17 protein-coding genes are annotated in these 18,390 nt (G+C 71.3%); 11 read left to right on the top strand and 6 right to left on the bottom strand.

All coding sequences use genetic code 11. From position 1 onward, the window contains the following. Window positions 1–26: 26 nt before the first annotated feature. Window positions 27–1,310 (bottom strand): ABC transporter ATP-binding protein, encoded by a 1,284-nt coding sequence (locus tag ACIA8R_RS38325; protein WP_397042467.1) that lies wholly within the window; start codon window positions 1,308–1,310, stop codon window positions 27–29. 231 nt (window positions 1,311–1,541) lie between these two features. Between ACIA8R_RS38325 and ACIA8R_RS38320 the strand changes: the two genes are divergently transcribed. From ACIA8R_RS38320 to ACIA8R_RS38305, 4 genes are read left to right on the top strand one after another with little or no spacing between them, the layout of a single operon-like run. Beyond that, entirely contained in the window at window positions 1,542–3,011 is a 1,470-nt protein-coding gene (locus ACIA8R_RS38320; RefSeq protein WP_397042466.1) for a glycoside hydrolase family 13 protein, read from the top strand. Beyond that, complete coding sequence (locus ACIA8R_RS38315; RefSeq protein ID WP_364094416.1) at window positions 3,008–4,033, top strand: LacI family DNA-binding transcriptional regulator; 1,026 nt, start codon at window positions 3,008–3,010, stop codon at window positions 4,031–4,033. Before ACIA8R_RS38320 ends, ACIA8R_RS38315 begins: the two co-directional genes overlap by 4 nt. Window positions 4,034–4,042: 9 nt before the next feature. Continuing rightward, window positions 4,043–4,243, top strand: coding sequence for a hypothetical protein (locus ACIA8R_RS38310; protein WP_397042465.1), 201 nt, complete (start codon window positions 4,043–4,045; stop codon window positions 4,241–4,243). A gap of 31 nt (window positions 4,244–4,274) precedes the next feature. After that, window positions 4,275–5,153 carry a PfkB family carbohydrate kinase gene (locus tag ACIA8R_RS38305; protein WP_364094410.1) on the top strand — a complete coding sequence of 293 codons (879 nt, stop codon included), beginning with the start codon at window positions 4,275–4,277 and terminating at the stop codon, window positions 5,151–5,153. A 256-nt stretch (window positions 5,154–5,409) separates the two neighbouring features. Here the strand turns inward: ACIA8R_RS38305 and ACIA8R_RS38300 are convergent, their stop codons facing one another. After that, entirely contained in the window at window positions 5,410–5,841 is a 432-nt protein-coding gene (locus ACIA8R_RS38300) for a hypothetical protein (protein WP_397042464.1), read from the bottom strand. A 226-nt stretch (window positions 5,842–6,067) separates the two neighbouring features. Here ACIA8R_RS38300 and ACIA8R_RS38295 point away from each other — a divergent pair, with 226 nt between their 5' ends. Continuing rightward, on the top strand, window positions 6,068–6,541 hold the full coding sequence (locus ACIA8R_RS38295; RefSeq protein ID WP_397042552.1) for a signal peptidase II: 474 nt from the start codon (window positions 6,068–6,070) through the stop codon (window positions 6,539–6,541). Window positions 6,542–6,745: 204 nt separating this feature from the next. Here the strand turns inward: ACIA8R_RS38295 and ACIA8R_RS38290 are convergent, their stop codons facing one another. Further along, on the bottom strand, window positions 6,746–8,104 hold the full coding sequence (locus ACIA8R_RS38290; protein WP_397042463.1) for a PQQ-dependent sugar dehydrogenase: 1,359 nt from the start codon (window positions 8,102–8,104) through the stop codon (window positions 6,746–6,748). Window positions 8,105–8,329: 225 nt separating this feature from the next. Here ACIA8R_RS38290 and ACIA8R_RS38285 point away from each other — a divergent pair, with 225 nt between their 5' ends. The 6 genes from ACIA8R_RS38285 to ACIA8R_RS38260 all read left to right on the top strand — a co-directional run bounded on the left by ACIA8R_RS38285 (window position 8,330) and on the right by ACIA8R_RS38260 (window position 14,079). Next, complete coding sequence (locus ACIA8R_RS38285; RefSeq protein WP_364094399.1) at window positions 8,330–8,941, top strand: TetR/AcrR family transcriptional regulator; 612 nt, start codon at window positions 8,330–8,332, stop codon at window positions 8,939–8,941. Between the two features lie 254 nt (window positions 8,942–9,195). Further along, the gene (locus tag ACIA8R_RS38280; protein WP_397042462.1) at window positions 9,196–10,518 is read left to right on the top strand and encodes an MFS transporter; all 1,323 of its coding nucleotides are present in this window, start codon (window positions 9,196–9,198) and stop codon (window positions 10,516–10,518) included. Window positions 10,519–10,588: 70 nt separating this feature from the next. Next, the gene (locus ACIA8R_RS38275; RefSeq protein WP_397042461.1) at window positions 10,589–11,503 is read left to right on the top strand and encodes a sugar kinase; all 915 of its coding nucleotides are present in this window, start codon (window positions 10,589–10,591) and stop codon (window positions 11,501–11,503) included. Window positions 11,504–11,822: 319 nt separating this feature from the next. Beyond that, window positions 11,823–12,443, top strand: coding sequence for a bifunctional 4-hydroxy-2-oxoglutarate aldolase/2-dehydro-3-deoxy-phosphogluconate aldolase (locus tag ACIA8R_RS38270; RefSeq protein ID WP_397042460.1), 621 nt, complete (start codon window positions 11,823–11,825; stop codon window positions 12,441–12,443). Further along, entirely contained in the window at window positions 12,440–13,177 is a 738-nt protein-coding gene (locus tag ACIA8R_RS38265) for an FCD domain-containing protein (protein WP_357695953.1), read from the top strand. The genes ACIA8R_RS38270 and ACIA8R_RS38265 overlap by 4 nt, the downstream gene beginning before the upstream one ends. Next, complete coding sequence (locus tag ACIA8R_RS38260; RefSeq protein ID WP_397042459.1) at window positions 13,174–14,079, top strand: NAD(P)-dependent oxidoreductase; 906 nt, start codon at window positions 13,174–13,176, stop codon at window positions 14,077–14,079. Before ACIA8R_RS38265 ends, ACIA8R_RS38260 begins: the two co-directional genes overlap by 4 nt. 148 nt (window positions 14,080–14,227) lie before the next feature. On the opposite strand, the gene ACIA8R_RS38255 is transcribed toward ACIA8R_RS38260, so the two are convergent. The 3 genes from ACIA8R_RS38255 to ACIA8R_RS38245 form a co-directional block, all read right to left on the bottom strand. Continuing rightward, the gene (locus tag ACIA8R_RS38255) at window positions 14,228–14,650 is read right to left on the bottom strand and encodes a hypothetical protein (RefSeq protein WP_397042458.1); all 423 of its coding nucleotides are present in this window, start codon (window positions 14,648–14,650) and stop codon (window positions 14,228–14,230) included. A 184-nt stretch (window positions 14,651–14,834) separates the two neighbouring features. After that, entirely contained in the window at window positions 14,835–17,000 is a 2,166-nt protein-coding gene (locus tag ACIA8R_RS38250) for a protein kinase (RefSeq protein WP_397042457.1), read from the bottom strand. Between the two features lie 120 nt (window positions 17,001–17,120). Further along, on the bottom strand, window positions 17,121–18,257 hold the full coding sequence (locus tag ACIA8R_RS38245) for a cytochrome P450 (protein WP_364094375.1): 1,137 nt from the start codon (window positions 18,255–18,257) through the stop codon (window positions 17,121–17,123). Window positions 18,258–18,390 lie beyond the last annotated feature (133 nt).

Here is an 18,390-nt window from a genome sequence, read left to right as displayed (position 1 = left end):
GACGCGTCAGGCTCTCGGCCGTGGGGTCAGCGGCGGGGCGGGTCGATGCGGGCGCCGTCCAACGTGAAGATCATGAGGCGGGACAGGTCCACCGCGACCTTCGCCGCGTCGCCCGCCCGCCACATCGGCCGGTTGCCCAGCCGGACGATCAGGTCCGAGCGGCGGTGGAAGCCGCTGCCCACGTTCTGGCCGACCTGCTCCTGCTCCTCGTGCTCCGGCGCGCGCTGCGAGAAGAGCCGCCGCACCATCCCGGTCAGCCCGCCCGCGCCGTCGCGCTCGGCGTTGACGCGGGCGCGCGGGTCCGGCGGCTCGGGCACCGGCACGGCCGGCATGCCGCACTCCAGGTACGCCAGCCACTCGTGCCCGTGGTACTCCAGCGCCCGCACCCGCCCGTAGAAGGACGGCCCGTCGTACGACTCCGGCACCGGCGCCAGGCCGTCGGGACGCATGCCGACCAGCACCTGCCCGCCCGTGTGCTGAGAGATCGCGTACGCCCTGGGATCGCTCCAGGGCATCGTGAGCCGGTGCGGGCCGAAGTCGAGCATGACGTACTGGTTCTGCGGCGTCCTGACACCGGCCGCCAGCAGGTTCAACTGCTGGGAGTTGAGGAAGGCCGCCACGAACGCCGTCGCTGGATCGTTGTAAATCTGGGCCGGAGTGCCCACGTCCTGCAGGACGCCGCGGTTCAGGATCGCGATCCGGTCGGCCAGCGTGAGCGCCTCGACCTGGTCGTGCGTGACGTAGATCGTGGTGACCCCGAGCGACCTGACCAGCGCGGAGATCTCCATGCGCAGTTCGGTGCGCATGCCGGCGTCGAGGTTCGACAGCGGCTCGTCCATGAGGAAGAGCTTCGGCTGCCGGACGATCGCCCGGCCCATCGCCACGCGCTGCCGCTGACCGCCCGACAGGGTGCCGGGACGGCGTTCAAGCGTCTCCTCGATGTGCAGCGCCTTCGACAGCTCGGTGACGCGGTCGCGCACCATCGCCGGGTCCGACTTGGCGATCTCCAGGGGGAAGGCGATGTTCCCGCGCACGGTCCGGTGGGGGTAGAGCGCGCCGTTCTGGAACACCATGGCCACATCGCGGTCGCGCGGCGGCAGGTGGTTGGCGAGCTGGCCGTCCAGCCAGAGATCACCGTCAGTGATCTCCTCCAGGCCGGCGATCATCCGCAACAGCGTGGACTTGCCGCAACCGGAAGGACCAAGGAGGACGAGGAACTCGCCGTCCTCGGCCTGCAGGCTCAACCGGTCGACTGCCAGGTAGTCGCCCGGATACACCTTGGTCACTTTGTCGAGTACGACCGAGCTCATGGGCCCACACCTTGCGCGCGTGTCACCTGTGACGATGCTGATTGATGAGGTAGTACATCGCGCCTTAACGCTGCATGTCCACCCTTGACATAAAGAATCTCACTGGCGGGGGTTTCGGCCAAGGGTTTTGAACGCCCGTATACCCATAAATCGGGATATGAGGTGCATGGAAGGGCTTGCGTAAACTTGCCGCAAGGGCTTTCATTGTCCGGGACACCCGGGGGGAGATCCATGAGCATGTGGTGGCGTGACGCCGTGATCTACCAGGTCTACGTGCGCAGTTTCGCCGACGGCAACGGCGACGGCGTGGGCGACCTGATCGGCGTGCGCGATCGCCTGCCGTACCTGGTCGAGCTGGGGGTGGACGCCGTCTGGCTGACGCCCTTCTACACCTCGCCGATGGCCGACTTCGGCTACGACGTGGCCGACTACCGGGACGTCGACCCGCTGTTCGGCTCCCTGGCCGACGCCAAGGCGCTCATCGACGAGGCCCACGGGCACGGCCTGCGCGTCATCGTGGACGTCGTACCGAACCACACCTCGTCGGCGCACCCCTGGTTCCAGGCCGCGCTGCGCGGGGAGCGACGCGATCGTTACATCTTCCGCGATCAGCCCAACGACTGGGAGTCGATCTTCGGTGGCCCGGCCTGGACCCAGGTCGAGGACGGCCAGTGGTACCTCCACCTGTTCGACCCCGCCCAGCCGGACCTCAACTGGGACGACGACGAGGTGCGCGGCGAGTTCGAGTCCATCCTGCGCTTCTGGCTCGACCTGGGCGTGGACGGCTTCCGCGTGGACGTGGCCCACGGCATGGTCAAACCGCACGGCCTGCCCGACATCGGTCATCCGAACCAGACCAGGATGATCGGCCGCGAACCGGTGCCGTACTTCGACAACGACGGCGTGCACGAGATCCACCGGGCATGGCGCCGCGTGCTCGACTCCTACCCCGGCGAACGCGTCGGCGTCGCCGAGGCGTGGGCGCCCACCGCCGAACGCCTGGCCATGTACGTCCGGCCCGACGAGCTCCACCAGGCCTTCAACTTCCACTACCTGTTCACCCCGTGGGACGCCGCCGAACTGCGCGCCGTGATCGACTCCTCGCTCGCCACGGCCGGCTCCGTGGGCGCGCCCACCACCTGGGTGCTGTCGAACCACGACGTCAAGCGGCACGTCACCCGCTACGGCAGCCTGGCCAGGGCCCGCGCCGCCGCGCTGCTGACGCTCGCGCTGCCCGGCTCGGCCTACGTCTACCAGGGCGAGGAACTGGGCCTCCCCGAGGTGCTCGACCTGCCGGACGAGGTCTGCCAGGACCCGCAGCGGCTGCGCGACCCCGACAGCGGGCGCGACGGCTGCCGCGTGCCGCTGCCGTGGACCCGCGACCTCGGCTGGCGCGACCCGTGGCTGCCGATCCCCGCCGACTGGTCCGAGCTCAGCGTCCAGGCCCAGGACGGCGCCACCGGCTCCACCCTGGAGCTCTACCGCGCCGCGCTGCGCCTGCGCCGCACCCTGGACGGCGACCTGACCTGGCACGACTCGCCCGAGGGCACACTGGTCTTCTCCCGCGGCGACGTGCTGTGCACCGTCAACCTGACCGGCGCGCCCGTCGACTTCGGCGTCGAGGGAGAACTGCTGCTCGCCTCCGATGTCCCGGGAGCAGCCGATTCGGCCGCCTGGTGGAAAGTAAAGTGTGCTCCATGAACGGTCACGCTCGCCTAGCCGACATCGCCGCCCAGGCCGGGGTGAGTGAGGCCACGGTCAGCCGGGTGCTCAACGGCAAGCCCGGCGTCTCGGCCGGCACCCGCCAGTCCGTGATGACGGCCCTCGACCTCATGGGCTACGAGCGGCCGCCCCGGCTCAGGCAGCGCAGCAACGGGCTCATCGGGCTCGTGACGCCCGAGCTGGACAACCCGATCTTCCCGGCGTTCGCCCAGGCCATCGAGAAGGCGCTGACCCAGCACGGCTACACGCCCGTGCTGTGCACCCAGCTCCCCGGCGGCGCCCCCGAGGACGAGTTCACCGAGCTGCTGGTCGACCGCGGCGTCAGCGGCATCGTCTTCGTCTCCGGCCTGCACGCCGACACCACCGCCCGGATGGACCGCTACACCCGCCTGATCGACCGCGGCCTGCCGATCGTGCTGGTCGACGGCTACAGCGAGCACATCGACGCGCCCTTCATCTCGCCCGACGACCGCCTCGCGGCCCGGCTGGCCGTCCAGCACCTGGTCGACCTCGGCCACGAACGCGTCGGGCTCGCGCTCGGGCCGCGCCGGTTCGTCCCGGTGATCAGGAAGATCGAAGGGTACAAGCAGGCGATGGCCCACCTGCTCGGCGCCACCGACGTCGACGACCTGATCTCCCACTCGCTGTTCTCGGTCGAGGGCGGGCAGGCGGCCGCCGCGCAGCTCCTGGCCCGCGGGTGCACCGGGATCGTGTGCGCGAGCGACCTGATGGCGCTGGGGGCGATCCGGGCGTGCCGGCAGAAGGGGTTGTCGGTGCCGGGCGACGTGTCGGTGGTCGGGTTCGACGACTCGCCGCTGATCGCGTTCACCGACCCGCCGCTGACCACCGTGCGCAAGCCGATCGGGGCGATGGCCTCGGCCGCCGTCCAGACGCTGCTGGAGGAGGTCAGCGGCGCTCCGGCCAAGCACGTCGAGCTGATCTTCCAACCGGAACTCGTCGTCCGCGGCTCCACAGGCTCCGGACCACTGGTCAACCGCTGATCCCGGGCGATGGCCTCGGCCGTCGTCCAGACGTTGCTGGAGGAGGTCAGCGGCGCTCCGGCCAAGCACGTCGAGCTGATCTTCCAACCGGAACTCGTCGTCCGCGCTCCACAGGCTCCGGACCGCTGGTCCGGGCGCATTCCGGACGTGTGCTGGACCGGTGGGCCCGGTGTATTTCGAACGGGTTCCGGGTCGGTGGTGGACCGCTGATCCCGGCGTATCTCGAAAGGCTGATCGAACGTTGACGCGTGACGTGCTGGTCCTCGGCGGCGCCGGGGTGGACACCACTGTCTATGTGCCCACACTGCCCCTGCCGTACAAGGACACCTACCATGTGCCGCCCGTCGTCGACCGCATCGGGAACACCGGGGCCGGAGTCGCCCTCGGCTGCCACGCGCTGGGGCTCGACGTCGCGTTCGCCGACCTCATCGGTGACGACCCGCAGGGCACGCTGATCAGGCACGCCCTGCGGGACGTCGACTGCAGATGGGGGCCGGCCGAGGCGGGCACCAGGCGCAGCGTCCTGCTCGTCGGCCCCGACGGGCGGCGCACCTCCCTGCACGACCCCAAGGTCACGCCAGGGGAGCGACTGCCCCGCGACCTGTACGCCGATCTGCGCCCCAGACATGTGCACGTCTCGATCATGGACTTCTGCCGTCACGTCTACCCGGACCTCGCCGGCATCCCCACCTCCACCGACCTGCACGACTGGGACGGCGCCGCCGACTACCAGAAGGACTTCGCCCACAACTCCGACCTGGTGTTCCTCTCGGCCACCGCCCTCGCGGACCCGGCTGCGACGATGCGCGACATCCTGGCGAACGGACGCGCCCACACGGTCGTCTGCACGCGGGGCGCGGACGGCTGCCTCGTCCTCACCCGCGACTCGGCCTCCGTACGCGCCTTCCCCGCCGCACCGCTGCCCGGCCCGGTGGCCGACAGCAACGGCGCGGGCGACGCCTTCGTCTCAGGCTTCCTGTACGGCGTTCTGAACGGCCGTCCGGTGGACGAATGCGTCAAGCTGGGCGCCGTGGCAGGGGCACACGCTTGCACAACCGAGGGCACCCACGAATCGCCAATAACAGAAACCCTCCTCCTCACAAGAACACCCGCCCTCTGACGGAGCGCCCTCTGACGGAGCGCCCTCTGAGCTGCGCCCCCTGCCCGGCCCCCTGCCCGGCCCGCTCCGCCCGGCCCGCTCCGCCTCCGATCGCCCGGCTCCACGTCCCGGCCCCCCCGACCGTCCCGTGCCCTCGCCCCGACCGGGTCAGGCTCGCTTCGGCCGACTTGGCCTCGTCCCGAGCGCCCCGGCGCCCCCGAGCGCCTTGGCCGTGCTGGCCTCGCCGAGGCCGCCTGCGCCCCCGTCGCCCAGGCGGTCAGCCGCAGGGGAACGTTGCCTCGTCCACCTGGCCGGTGCTCCACACTGCCCGGAAATCGCCCGGCGTGCTGCCACGGCAGGTGTAGACGGCGGTGACGATGCCCACTCCGTTGCCGCCGCTGAAGACCACCGTCCCGTTGCGGAAGATCTTGACGAACAGCCCGTGATCCAAGGTCTCGGGGACGCACTCGCCCTGGGCGACCACCCGCGCGGGCGCGGCACCCGTGTACGACAGGTCGTGAGTGGCGAACCCGCACTTGAGCCCCGCGGCAGAGACGGCGGTCCGAGCAGGCACGCCTTGGCCTGCGGTGGAGGCGGCGGCCTGGGCAGGTACGGTCTGGCCTGCGGCGAGCAGCCCCACCACCCCGGCGGCGGCGAGCACGAGGGCCGCGCGGTGGTACCGTCCGCGGCCTGGTCGACGTTCTGACATACGCGTTCCTTCCATCGTCCGAACCGGAACCGGCATGTCGCCGGCGCCGATCTGGAAGGCGTTCCAAGCCGTTCCACGCGCGGGAGCGAGCGTGGCCACGACGAAGGTTCGGTAGATTTCGGGGCGAGAAGCCAGGGATTGTGAGGCAAGAGTGTCAGACGAACGCGGCCCGCAGACGACGAGTCGAGGAGGGCGTCCTCGTGCGTGGGTGATCGTGCTAGCCGTGATGGTGCTCGTGGTCGATCAGGCGTCCAAGTTCTGGGCGTTGTCGGCGCTGTCCGGCGGTGAGGAGGTCACGGTGATCCCACGGCTGCTCTCCTTGCGGCTGCTGCTCAACCCCGGTGCCGCGTTCTCCCTGGGAGAGGGCGTGACCTGGGTGTTCACCCTGGCAGCCGCCGGAGCGGTCGCCGGGATCCTGTACATGGCCCGACGGCTGAGCTCGCCGGCCTGGGCCGTCGTGCTGGGCGCGCTGCTCGGCGGGGCCACCTCCCACCTGCTCGACCGGCTCTTCCGCCCGCCCGCGTTCGCCCAGGGTCACGTGGTGGACTTCATCGACTACGGTGGCCTGTTCGTCGGCAACGTCGCCGATATCGCCCTGACCGGCGGGTGCGCCCTCCTGTTCCTGCTCAGCCTCCGTGGCACCCCCCTTGCGGGCGTAGCCGGCGAAGGACGCCTGTCCTCGACAGAAGACCCCGCCTGACCGAACGCCTGGAGGATGGATGGGGACCCGCCGCCCATCCTCCCGCCACCGCACGTTCTTCACCCGCCACCGGTCCTCCGCCTGCCGCCCACCTCCGCCTTCCATCGCGTGTCGGCCGCCCGTTCAGTTTCCGTCGGTCGTCGCGTCGGTCGTCCGGAGAAGGACAGCGAATGGCGCGGATGCGGTCCGGGACGAGGCCCGGGGTCACGGTCGCGGCGTGATGTGCCAGATCGTGTTCCCGGCGTCGTCGGCGACCAATAAGCGGCCGTTCTTGCCCATGATCACGCCCACCGGCCGGCCGTAGGTGGCGCTGTCGTCCGGTGCCGGTTTGAAGCCGGTCAGGAAGTCCTGGGGTTTGGCGCTGGGCATGCCGTCTTTGAAGGGCACGTACACGACCTTGTAGCCCACCGGATCGCCCCGGTTCCACGAGCCGTGTTCGGTGATGAAGGCGCCGCCGCGGTAGCGCTCGGGGAACGTGGCGCTGTCGGAGAAGGCCAGGCCGAGCGGGGCCGTGTGGGCGCCGAGGGCATAGTCGGGACGGAGGGCGCGGGCCACCATGTCCGGACGCTGAGGCTGGACCCGGTCGTCCACGTGACGACCCCAATAACTCCAGGGCCAGCCGTAGAAGTCGCCGGGGCGTACGCGCGTGAGGTAGTCGGGTGAGGCGTCGTCGCCCAGGAGGTCGCGTTCGTTGACGACTGTCCAGAGTGTCTTGGAGTGGGGTTCGAGGCCCAGGCCGTTGGGGTTTCTGAGGCCGGAGGCCAGGATGCGCTCGCCGGTGCCGTCAGGGTTGATCTCCAGGACCGCGGCGCGCCGTTTCTCGGCCTCCAGACCGTGTTCGCCCGCGTTGCTCGACGAACCGACCGTGACATAGAGCTTGGTGCCGTCGGGCGCGGCGAAGAGGTTGCGGGTCCAGTGGTTGTTGTAGCCGCCGGCCGGCAGGTCGAGAATCTTCTTGCCGGGCTCGGTGACGCGGGTCTCGCCCAGCTTGTACGGAAAGCGCCAAACACCGTCGGTGCCCGCGACGTAGAAGGCCGCCTGGGTGCCGTCCGGAGCCGCCGGACCGGGCGTGTACGGCGCGGACGCGGCCAGCAGCGCCATCCCGAACGGCTGGTTGAGGTTGTCCAGGAACACGCTGCGGAAGTCGGCCACCCCGTCACCGTCGGTGTCGCGCAGCAGCGTGATCCGGTTGGCGCTGCGTTCGGTGGTCGAGCCGTCGTTGCGGCGCAGCCAGTAGAACAGCCCCATGATGGGGGACTCCGGGTCTTTGGGCAGCGTGGCCGACTCGGCCACGAGCACGTCGCCGTTGGGCAACTCGTAGAGCCATCGGGGATGCTCCAGCTCACCTGCGAACCGGGCGACCGTGAACCCGGCCGGTGCCGTCGGCGTCCTGCCGGAGGGCCAGCCGACCACGTCGGGGGCGTTGACCCTGGGGATGGGGAACGTCTCGCGCTCCCCGAGCTCGGGCTCGGAGCCCAGCTGAGCGGCTGTCTGCGGGGCTCCGCCACGGTTCACCGCGTAGACGGCGCCTGCCACCGCGAGGACCACGAGCAGGAGCAGCACGAGCAGAGCTCGAAGCAGGATCCGGCGTCGTGGGCGGCGCGGGGTCGCCGCCGGCGCTGTCACTTCGGAGGTCGTGGACACCGGATCGTCTCCCCGTGAGCGGATGATCGTTGATGGATGACGGGACGGCACGTGAGAACGGCAGCCAAGGATCCCTCTCCCCTCGGATAAGCTGTCCGGAGTTAACGGCCGTTAGATTTCTAACATGTGTTAAGCGCGAGGTCAATGCAGATGCTCACCCGTCACAAGATCCTGGAAGCCGGCCTGGAGGTCCTCGAGGCGGACGGCGCCCACGGCATCAGCATGCGTAAGCTGGCCAAACGTCTCGATGTGACGGCGACGGCGATCTACCACTACTTCGACGGGCGCGAGTCGCTGCTGGAGGCCATCGTGGACGAGGTGTGCAGCAACATCGTCTCGCAGGCCCCCCGCGAAGGGGGGTGGAAGGACCAGCTGCGCGGGCTCATGGGTTCGATGGTCAGGCAGTCGCTGGAGCATCCCAGGGCCTCGGTGTGGTCCATCACCACCTACGCCCGGCGCGCGCCCGTGATGAGCCTCCATGAAGCCATCTTCGGCATCCTGTTGGACGCGGGCTTCCCTCCTGACCAGGCCGATCACGTGAAGGGGGCGGTCCTGCGCGTGTGCGTCGGGCATCTGGTCCTGCACGAGGCCGCCGCGAGGGACTGGACCGAGCTCCCCGCCGACAAGTATCCGCACTATCACGCGGTAGAGGCCGCGCGTCGGCGGGCCGACCAGGTCGAACACTTCAGGTTCGCGCTCGACGCGGTCCTCGCCGGTTTGCCCGACCCGAACCATGGGGGCGAACCCGCTGCCTGACGCCCTCCTGGGGCGCCTCCGCCCGATCTGGGCACCCAGGCGACGCCGGCGGCGAGACGGGTTAACGAGTGTTAGAGTTCTGCCCGGCGCCGCTTCCAGCCGGGCGGAGCCGGGGGCCGTCCCCATGAGAGGAGGCGCGACGATGGCCGGAGGTTTCCCGCGAGGGGAGAAGGCCGAAGGTGGTTCGTGGCACGGGTGCGGGGTAGGGCGACCGTTGGCGCGGACGCGGCCCAGGAGCGCCTTCGAGGTGCAGCGTGACCGAGACCAGCAGCGGATTAACGACCGCCGAACACAGAGCCCAGGTGCGCAAGGCCGCCACGGCGAGTGTGGTCGGCACCGCCATCGAATGGTACGACTTCTTCCTCTACAACACGGCCGCCGCCGTGGTCTTCGCCGAGGTCTTCTTCCCGAAGTCCACGCCGTACGCGGGCACGCTGGCGGCCTTCGCGACCAACGCCGTGGGCTTCGCCGCCCGGCCCGTGGGAGCGGCGATCTTCGGCCACTGGGGCGACCGCATCGGCAGGAAGGCGACGCTCATCGTGACCCTGCTGACGATGGGCGTGGCCAGCGCGCTCATCGGCGTGTTGCCGGGCACCGACAGCATCGGCGTGGCAGCGCCGATCATCCTGGTGGTCCTGCGTGTTCTGCAGGGCATCGCGGTGGGCGGCGAGTGGAGCGGGTCGGTGCTGCTGTCGATGGAGTGGGGCGACCAGCGCAGGCGTGGGCTGATGGCGAGCTGGCCGCAGGTGGGCGTGCCCATCGGGCTGATCCTCGGCACCGGCGCGATGTCACTGCTGGCCACCACGACCGGCGACACGTTCAAGGACTGGGGATGGCGGGTGCCGTTCCTGGCCAGCTTGGTCCTGGTGGCCATCGGGATGTGGGTGCGGCTGAGGGTGCTGGAGACCCCGATGTTCGCGCGGGTGCTGGAACGGCGGCAGGTGGTCAGGCTGCCGGTAGTCGAGGTGCTGCGCAGGCACCCCAAAGAGGTGGTGCTCAGCGCGTTGCTGCGCGTGTCGGAGCAGATGCCGTTCTACCTCTACACGACGTTCGCCATCACCTACGTCACCCAGCAGCTCGGCCTGTCCCGGACGATCGCGCTGTCGGCGGTGACCTGTGCGGCGGCGGTGGAACTCGTCGCGATCCCGTTCTTCGGGCACCTGAGCGACCGTGTCGGCCGCCGGCTCGTGTACGCGGTCGGCGCCGCGCTGTTGGCGGTGGTGGCGTTCCCGTACTTCGCGCTGCTCAACACCGGCATCGTGCTGGTGGTCTTCCTCACGATCATGGTCACGCAGATCCAACACGCCATGGAGTACGGCCCGCAGGCCTCGCTCATCGCCGAGAGCTTCCCGACCAGACTCAGGTACGGCGGCGCAGGCCTCGGGTATCAGCTCGCGTCGATCATCGCCGGCGGTCCGGCGCCGCTGATCGCGACGTGGCTGCTGCACGACTACGGCTGGCAGGCCATCGCGATCTTCATGGTCGTGGGGGCGGTGGTCGGGTTCGTCGCCACGATGGCCCTGCCCGATCGATCCAGGATCGACATCTCCCAGCCTTCCGCCTACAAGACGACCTGAGCGACTCTTCTCGTGCCTTTCATGATTTGATAGCACCATTGAATGCGGGGCGACGAGGGATGGGCGAGTCATGAGCGTCGTGGTGTGCGGTGAGGCGATGCTCCTGATGCTGGCCGAGCCCGGCATCCCGCTGGAGCGGGCCACGGTCTTCCGCCGCTCGATCGCGGGCGCGGAGTCGAACGTGGCCGCCGGGTTGGCCAGGCTCGGCCACGACGTGCGCTGGCTCGGCCGGGTCGGCGCGGATCCGGCGGGCCGGGCGGTCCTGTCCATGCTCCGGGCCGAGGGCGTCGACACCAGGCATGCCGTCATCGACCCGGGTGCGCCGACCGGTCTGCTCGTCCGCGACAGCCATCCCTTCCGGGCCATCGACGTGCAGTACTACCGTGCGGGGGCGGCCGCGTCCAGGCTCGCTCCCGACGAGCTGACACCGGAGATGGTGAGTGGTGCGAAGATCGTCCATGTCACGGGGATCACTCCGATGTTGTCCGAGACCGCGCACCTGGCGACCCTGCGGCTGCTGGAGCTGGCAGGGCAGGCCGGGGCGCTGATCTCCATCGACCCCAACATCCGACACAAGCTGGGCGAGCCCGCAGCGTGGCGCGAGCGGGTGGCGCCGCTGCTGGCCAGGGCGGACGTGGTGCTGGCCGGCGAGGACGAGCTCGACCTGCTCCGAATAGACCCGGCGACGCTGCCCGGGTTGACCGTGATCAAGCACCGCGACAAGTCCGCGACATGCGCGGGGCTGCGGCAGGAGGCGTTCAGGGTGCCGGTGACCGACCCCGTGGGAGCGGGGGACGGGTTCGCCGCGGGGTTCCTGTCGGGGATGCTGCGCGGCGAGCCGTACGAGGTGTGTCTGCGCGAGGCGGCGGCGGTGGCGGCGCTCGTCGTCCAGTGCGCCGCGGACACCGACGGTCTGCCGGACCGGGCGGGGCTGGAGCGCGCTTTGGCTGCCTTCACCGGACACACCGAAACGGTCCACCGATAGTCGAAAACCAGTCGGAGATGCTTCGCCGTCATGAGTGACCTCGTTGCCGCAGAGGGGCCGTTACTGATCAGGAGTGTGTCGAATGACTCTGCTGTCGGCCTGCTCCTGGTGTGTGCGGTGACGGGGAGCCTGCGGCGCCTGGCCCCTGCGCCGCAAGAGGCCGGCGAAGACGATCGAACGAGAATCGCGAGTCCGCAAATCGGGCGAAGGCGATTCGTGAAAACGCAGTCAGGGGCGGGTAGGCGGGGGATCGTCCGTCACCACGGAGGGCGGCTCGCCGTAGCCGTGCGTTGATGAGGGAAACCGGAGAAGGGACGTCATGTACCGCTGGGAGATCGTCCAGGCCGTCACGGAGCAACGCGTGTTCGGCATCGTCCGGGCCGCCGTGCCCGAGGCGGCGCTGACGGCGGCCGAGGCCGTGCTGGACGCCGGGCTGCGTGCCGTCGAGGTCGCGCTCACCACGCCCCGCGCCCTCAGCGCCGTGGCCCGGCTCACCGAGCAGCGCCCCGACGCGCTGGTCGGGGCGGGGACCGTACTCGACGAGGCCGCCGCCAGGGCCGCCGTGGAGGCGGGCGCGCGGTTCCTGGTCTCGCCCGGCCTGCGCACCGACGTGATCCGCGCCGGGCACCGCTACGGCGTGCCGGTCTTCCCGGGCGTGACCACCCCGACGGAGATCGTCCGTGCCCTGGAAGAGGGGGCGGACGCGGTCAAGATCTTCCCGGCGTCGGCGGTGTCGCCGTCCTGGCTGCGGGACGTGCGGGCCGCTCTGCCGCAGCTGCCCGCGATCCCCACCGGCGGCGTGACCATCGACGACGCTCCCGAGTGGATCGTGGCCGGTGCCGTGGCCTGTGGCATGGGCTCGGCGCTGACGTCGGGCGGCCCGCGTGCCGCAAGCGAGCGGGTGGCGGCGCTGCTGGCGGGGCTTGGACGGGCCCGATGAGTGTGGAGACGCTACGGGGCCTGCACGGGCAGGTGCTCGACGCGGTCGGCAGGTCACTGGCGGGCGGGGAGATCCGCGCGGGGGAGGTGCTGCGACTGGAGGACGTCCAGGAGCGGTACGGAGTCTCCCGGACCGTCGCACGGGAGGCCGTCCGCGTGCTGGAGTCGAAACGCGTGGTCACCAGCCGTCCTCGTGTCGGCGTCACCGTGCGGCCGATGAGCGCCTGGAACCTTTATGACCCCCAGGTGATCCGCTGGCGGCTGGCCTCGCCCGGGCGTGAGGTGCAGCTGCGTGAGCTGGCCGAGCTGCGCGCCGCCATCGAGCCCGCCGCCGCCGCGCTGGCCGCGGCGAAACCCGACCCCCGCGTGCGGGACGAACTGGCCGCCCACGCCCACGCCATGGACGCCGCCGCCCGCGCCGGTGACAGCCCGGCCTACGTCACGGCCGACGCGGCCTTCCACCGGGTGCTGCTGACCGCGTCGGGCAACGGCATGTTCGCTCAGCTCGCCGAGGTGACCGAGGTGCTGCTCGAAGCCAGGCGAGAGCTGCTGCTCCTGCCCGAGCGCCTGGAGACGACCGCCATCGGACTCCACCACGAGATCGCCGAGGCGGTCGCCGCCGGGCGGGCGGCCGAGGCCGCGCAGGCCGCGGCGGACATCGTCGGACGTGCCCGCGCCGAGGTCGAGCAGATCCTGGAGAACAGCAGAGAGCACGTCACGGAGGTTCCCCGATGAGCGTCGCCGTCCATGTCGGCCCTGAGCCGGTGCCTGTGCTGGTCGACGCCGTACGGCGGTCGGGTGGCAGTGTCGTGCCGCTGGAGGAGGCGGAGGCGATCGTCTACTACGGGCGCGGCGGCCCCGAGGAGCTGCGATCCATGATCCATGACGGCATCCGGTGGGTGCAGCTGCCGGCGGCGGGTGTCGAGCGGTACGCCGCGGCGGGAGTGATCACCGAGGCGCCTGTCTTCACCGCCGCCACCGGCTCCTATGGCGTGCCCGTCGCCGAGCACGCACTGGCCCTCATGCTGGCCGCGGCCCGCAACCTGCCCCGACTGGCCAGGGCCACCGAGTGGGGGAGGAACGAGTCGAAGGAGTTCGCCGGCTCGACGGTCGCGATCATCGGCTGTGGGGGTATCGGGCGGGCGCTCATCAGGATGCTGGAGCCGTTCGGCTGCCCGGTGGTCGCGGTCACCGACAGTGGCTGGGCGCCCGGTGCACACCGGATCCTGCCTCGTGCCCGATATCGGGAGGCGCTGCCGGAGGCGGCGTACGTCGTCCTCGCGGCGGCCACCACGCCGAGCACCAAGGGCATGATCGGCGCTCCCGAGCTTGACCTGATGCGTACGGACGCCTGGCTGGTCAACATCGCACGCGGCGCGCTCGTCGTGACCGATGACCTGGTGGCGGCGCTGCGCGATGGGCGGATCGGTGGTGCCGCGCTGGACGTCACCGATCCCGAGCCGCTGCCGTCCGGGCACCCGTTGTGGCACATGGAGAACGTCCTGATCACGCCGCACACCGCGAACCCGCCGTCGTCCTACTGGCGTGGCCTGGCCGAACGGGTGGCCGCGAACGTGCGCCACCTCGCCGACGGCGCTCCGCTGGAGGGTGTGGTCTCGGCGGAGCAGGGGTTCTGAGGTGGCGGCGACCTGACCCTCACCAGAACGGGTCACGCCCGTGGTCGAAAGCCCAATGTCCTCGATCGCGCCGCCATCCCACCACCAATCGCTCAACCTTTTGGGCAGGCGAAGGTTGGCAGGGGTCTCTCCGGCGCGCCTGACGGTGTCACCGCTGGTCGCTGGCTTCTGTTCGTACGATGGGCAGGTCTCTGCAGGCCGTCAGGAACGTTTCGAGATACCAGCCCAGGTCGACGAACTCCGGCATGTGCGCGATGGTGCGGTAGTCCAGCAGAGGGAGCAGGGAGACCGATGTCCTTTCCTCGTGGAACAGCACGTTCGCGAAGGTCTTCCCGTCGGGCAGCCTGCTGGTGATGCCTACCGCCTCCCCGGCCTCGTAGGAGGTGCGCATGTCGCGTTTCACCTCGTCCAGGCCGTCCAGCGGCAGGATTTTCCAGTCGTAGTCGGTCATGTACCAGATGGCGTCTTCTTCGCGCAGCAGCTCCCACCCCATCCGGGTGAGCCGATCGAGGACGTCCATGAAATCGATGTCGTGTGCGAGCTCCAGGTGGATGGCGACGTCGCGGCTCATGTCTCCTCGTGCCGGATCGATGGAAGGGGGCGCTTCTGGCGAGCGATCCATCGGCGGATCGCTGAGCCTTCCAGCCGGATGGCGTCGGTCGACATGGGTAGTCGCTGGAAGGTCGACGTCGAGGCCTTTCCGTCGAAATCATGCGGCGCGGCGGCAAAGAGCGGTCACCGCGGGGGTTTCTGGCTCAGTCCAGGGCTACTCGGGCTCCGGCGCTCTGTCCCGAGTCGTGTACTTCAAGGCCCGCCGGCTCGGCGCTCTTCGGCAGGTCGAACTCCAGCGTGCCGGTGAAGGACTGGCCGGGGGCGATGCGGACCGGGGTGATCTCGGTGCCGCTCTTGTCGAGGAGTTTGCTCCCGCCGTGCAGGGCCTCGTCCGCGTCGATCAGCTTCTGCTGGCCGGGTTGGAGGACGCGGGCGTCGGGGCCGACGTTGTTCACCTTCACCGTGATCTGGCAGGTCCGGCGGGAGGCCGACTTCGCGGGCTTGGGGCACTTTGTGCCGGTTACCGCGAACTTCAGCTTGCCGTCCTGTACCGGGCCGTCCGCGCCCATGGCGGGGGAGCGGAAGATCCAGGCGAGGGCGGCCAGCAGCACCACGAGCAGGACGATCGCGATCACCAGGACGGTCACGCAGCCGGTGAACATGCCGCGTTTGGGGCGCGGGGGCACGTACCCGGGGAGCGGGCCCTGGCCCGTGGTGTGCGGCGGTAGAGGGCCCTGGCCGGTGGTCTGGTGGTGGGGGAGCGGGATGTTGCCGGTCCGGTCCACGGGGGGCGGCATCTGTGGCGCGCGTGGAGCGGGATGCTCCGTCGGGGCGGGCATGGGCGGGCGCGGACCGGTGCGTTCCGCCGCGGAGGGCATCTGCGGCGGGCGGGGGCCGGTGCGCTCGGCTGCGGAGGGCATCTGCGGCGGGCGCGGGCCGGTGCGTTCCGCCGGGGAAGGCATCTGGGGCGGACGCGGGCCCGTGAGCTCGGCCGGAGAGGGCATCTGGGCAGCGTGGGGCGGCCCGGCGTGGTCGGCGGCGGACGGCGTCTGAGGTGCGCCCGGCCCCTGGTAGTCCGCTGGGGCGGGCATCGGCGGGCGCGGGCCGGTGCGCTCGGCGGGCGGCATCGGCCCCCCGAACGCCGCACGTTCGGCCGCAGGCGGCATCGGGCCGCCGGACGCCGTGCGTTCAGGCATGGGCGGCATCGGGCCGCCGGACAGTGTGCGTTCAGCTCCGGGTGGCATCGGAGCGCCGGACGCTGTGCGTTCAGGCATGGGTGGCATCGGAGCGCCGGATGCTGTGCGTTCGGCGGCAGGTGGCATCGGGGCGCGGGATCCTGTGCGCTCGGTGGAGGGGGGCATCGGCGGGCGGGGGCCCGTGCGTTCGGCCGGGGGCGGCATCGGGGGGCGGGAGCCGGCCGCCGGGGGAATCGGGGGCCGGGGGCCGGTGCGTTCGGCGGGTGGGGTCATGGGGCCGAGCGGCCGGAACTCCGAGGGGTTCCACGCGTTGGTCAGGTGTTCGGTGGCCGCCAGTTGGGCCGCGGGCTCGTCGGCCGCCCCCACCAGTTCCAGCAGGAGCTGCTTGGCCGCGGGCCGGCGCGCCGGGTCGGGGTGGATGGCCGCCGCGACCAGCCGGTCGAGGGGCGCGGGCAGCCCGCGCAGGTCCGGCGGCGCGGTACGGGCCCGCGCCGCCATCACGTACGCGTCCCCCTCGCCGAACGGGTGCCCGCCGAGACCCGCGTACGCGATCAGCGACCCCCAGGCGAACACGTCGCCGGCCGGGCTCGTGTGCCCCTCGAAGACCTGCTCGGGAGCGATCCACCCGGGCGTGCCCATCACCATGCCGGCGTTCGTGTGCCGGGACGCGACGTGCGTGGAACGCGCCAGGCCGAAGTCGATCACCCGCGGCCCGGCCAGCGTCAGCATGACGTTGGCCGGCTTGAGGTCGCGGTGGACCAGCCCCGCGGCGTGGATGGCGGTCAGCGCCGCCGCCACGCCCACGGCCGCCGAGTGCAGCACGGACGGCGGCAGCGCGCCGTGCTCGATCAGCTGGTTCTCCAGCGAGATGCCGTCGATGTACTCGGTGACCAGGTAGAGCACCCCGCGGTCCTCGCCGTGGTCGAGCACCCGCGCGGTGCAGAACGAGGCCACCTTGCGCGCGTTGGACACCTCTTCGTGGAAGCGCGCCCGGTAGACCGGGTCGGCCGTGAAGTCCCGCCTGATGGCCTTGAGCGCGACCTTGACCCCGTCGGCGCCCCTGGCGAGGTAGACGGTGCCCATGCCACCCGAGCCGAGACGGCTCACCAGCTCGTAGGGGCCGATCGCCGGCGGATCCTCAGGCTCCAGCGGAGTGCCTGCCGAGCGCCCCACGGTCGCCGTCCTCTCGCCGTCGTCATCCCGTCGCAAACCGAACCGTTTCTCCCGCCGGTACGCCTTTTTCTCCCCCAGACTCTAACGGAGAAGCCGAGGCCCGGTGGCGACGAAGACCGGTCAGCTCTGGCCCGCACGCCGCGTCAGCGGACGCATCGCCACCCGCAGTCGCGCGGCGTTGAGCGCCGGGGGCAGCGGGCGGTGCGGCGACAGCGGCCGGCCGGACGCCTTGGGGCGTGCCGCGGCCAGGATTCCGCCCAGGAAGGCCGTGCCGACGCCGAGCATCAGGTGCACGCCGTCGCAGCGCGGCAGGGCCCACCATTCGTCGGCGGCGGTGCCGTCGAGCCAGATCTCGGGGGCGAAGGAGTCGGCGTAGTGGAGGCGGGGGCTGCGCTGGTGGGGGGCGAAGGGGAGGATGACGTGGGTGCCGGCGGGCACCGGGACGCCGTACCAGTCGGTCTCCTCGGTGGTGACCCGGGACAGGGCCGGGACCGGCGGCCACAGGCGCAGGCCCTCGCGCAGGCAGGCGCGCAGGTAGTCGGGGTCGGCGCGGGCGCACTTGCGCTGGGCGGGGTAGGTGGCCAGCAGCGCGAGGGTGCGCATGAGGCTCGCGGCGGTGACGCTGAAGCCGAGCAGCCAGAACGCCGCCTGCCGCAGGCCGCGCGCCTCCGGGCCGCTGGTCTCGGCCAGCAGGCCGGCGAGGGTGCCGGGCTCGGCGCGGCGCAGGTGGTCGAGGATGCGGGCGTCGTAGCGGCCGGACAGAATCTCCTGGCGGCGTCTGGCCCGGCCTCTGCCCGCTCGCCTGACCTGGGCGAGCAGCGCGCTCAGCTCCTCGTCGCCGGCGGCGCCCGCGCCGTAGACGCAGCGCCGGGCCACGCGTTGCCAGCAGCCCTCCAGCCGGGCGTAGTCGATCACGCCCGCCGTCAGCGCCGCCGCCTCCTCGCGCGCGACCTCGGCGAACGTCGGTCGCAGCACGTCGTAGGGCAGCCCGGCGGCCCGCGTGCGCACGGCGGGGACGAAGGCGGGCTCCGACAGCACGCGCTCGGCGTCGCGGCGGGACAGCACCACCAGCGCCGTGCGGCGCGGGCCGCGGACGAGCACGGGACGGCCGCCGTACCGCACGTGCAGGCCGGTCAGCAGGGAGCGGGAGCGCAGCAGGTCGAGCCCGGCCGTCGCGTGCGGCGTGCCCGGCGGCAGGAGGGCGGCGGCCAGGCGCAGGCTCTCCAGCACGGTGGCCCTGTGCAGGCCTCTAGGCACGCGTGCCCTCCCCGGGGCCCGTGCCCAGGGGCGTCGGGGCCTGACCTCGCCGGGCCGCGGGCGCCTCCTCGGCGGCCGGAGCGGGAAGGTGGTTCATGGGCTCATGCGATCGCCCGTCCGCCGGTCGCGCAAG

It is taken from the genome of Nonomuraea sp. NPDC051191 (assembly GCF_044455665.1).
Lineage (GTDB): Bacteria > Actinomycetota > Actinomycetes > Streptosporangiales > Streptosporangiaceae > Nonomuraea.
Note: the sequence above shows the minus strand (reverse complement) of the source record. Positions and strands in the feature narration are given on the sequence as shown.